We start from the raw sequence: 734 nt of genomic DNA, 5'->3' as shown, positions 1-734 counted from the left end.
GCGGGGCCGGGGCGGCGGTGCCTCGATGGAACCCGACGTGCTGATCGGCGCGGACGGGATCCGCTCGGCGGTACGGGCCGCGCTCAACCCCGGCGAGGGCGAGCCGCCGTGGAACGGCATGCTGGTCTGGCGCGGTGTCTCACGCGTACCCGCGCAGCGGGCGGGCACGTTCATGTTCATCGCGGGCGACGACCGGCAGAAGGCCGTGGTCTACCCGATGACGCACCCGGGCGGGTCCGGCGGGCGGGACCGGGACGTCCTGGTCAACTGGGCGCTGGCGATGCCCGCGACGGAGATCGCCGGAGCGCGGCGCGGCGACTGGAACCGCCCGGTGCCGGTCGCGAAGTTCGCGCACCACTACGCGGGCTGGGAGTTCGACGGCGTCAGCGTCCCCGAGGTGCTGGCCGCGGCGGACGGGGCGTTCGAGTACCCGATGGTGGACCGCGAACCCCTCGCGCGCTGGACCCACGGCCGTACGACCCTGATCGGCGACGCGGCCCACGCGATGTACCCGATCGGTTCGAACGGCGCGACGCAGTCCATCGTCGACGCGCGTGCGCTGGCCCACGCGCTGGCGACGCACCCGGACCGCGCGGAGGCGCTGACGGCGTACGAGAGGGAACGCCGCCCGGCGATGACGGAGCTGCAACTCGCCAACCGCCAACAGGGCCCGGAGGTCGTCATCACCCTGGCCCACCGCCGCGCTCCCGGCGGCTTCACGGACATCGCGGACG

Annotated in this window: 1 protein-coding gene; it reads left to right on the top strand. The window is 74.5% G+C overall.

Annotated elements, in window-relative coordinates; translation table 11 throughout:
* Nucleotides 1-25: 25 nt before the first annotated feature.
* On the top strand, nucleotides 26-734 hold a 709-nt coding region (locus BHU15_RS37135; RefSeq protein ID WP_255293310.1), incomplete at its 3' end, for an FAD-dependent monooxygenase.

The organism is Streptomyces niveus (assembly GCF_001723055.1).
GTDB lineage: Bacteria > Actinomycetota > Actinomycetes > Streptomycetales > Streptomycetaceae > Streptomyces > Streptomyces niveus.
This window is presented reverse-complemented; position numbering and strand designations above follow the sequence as displayed.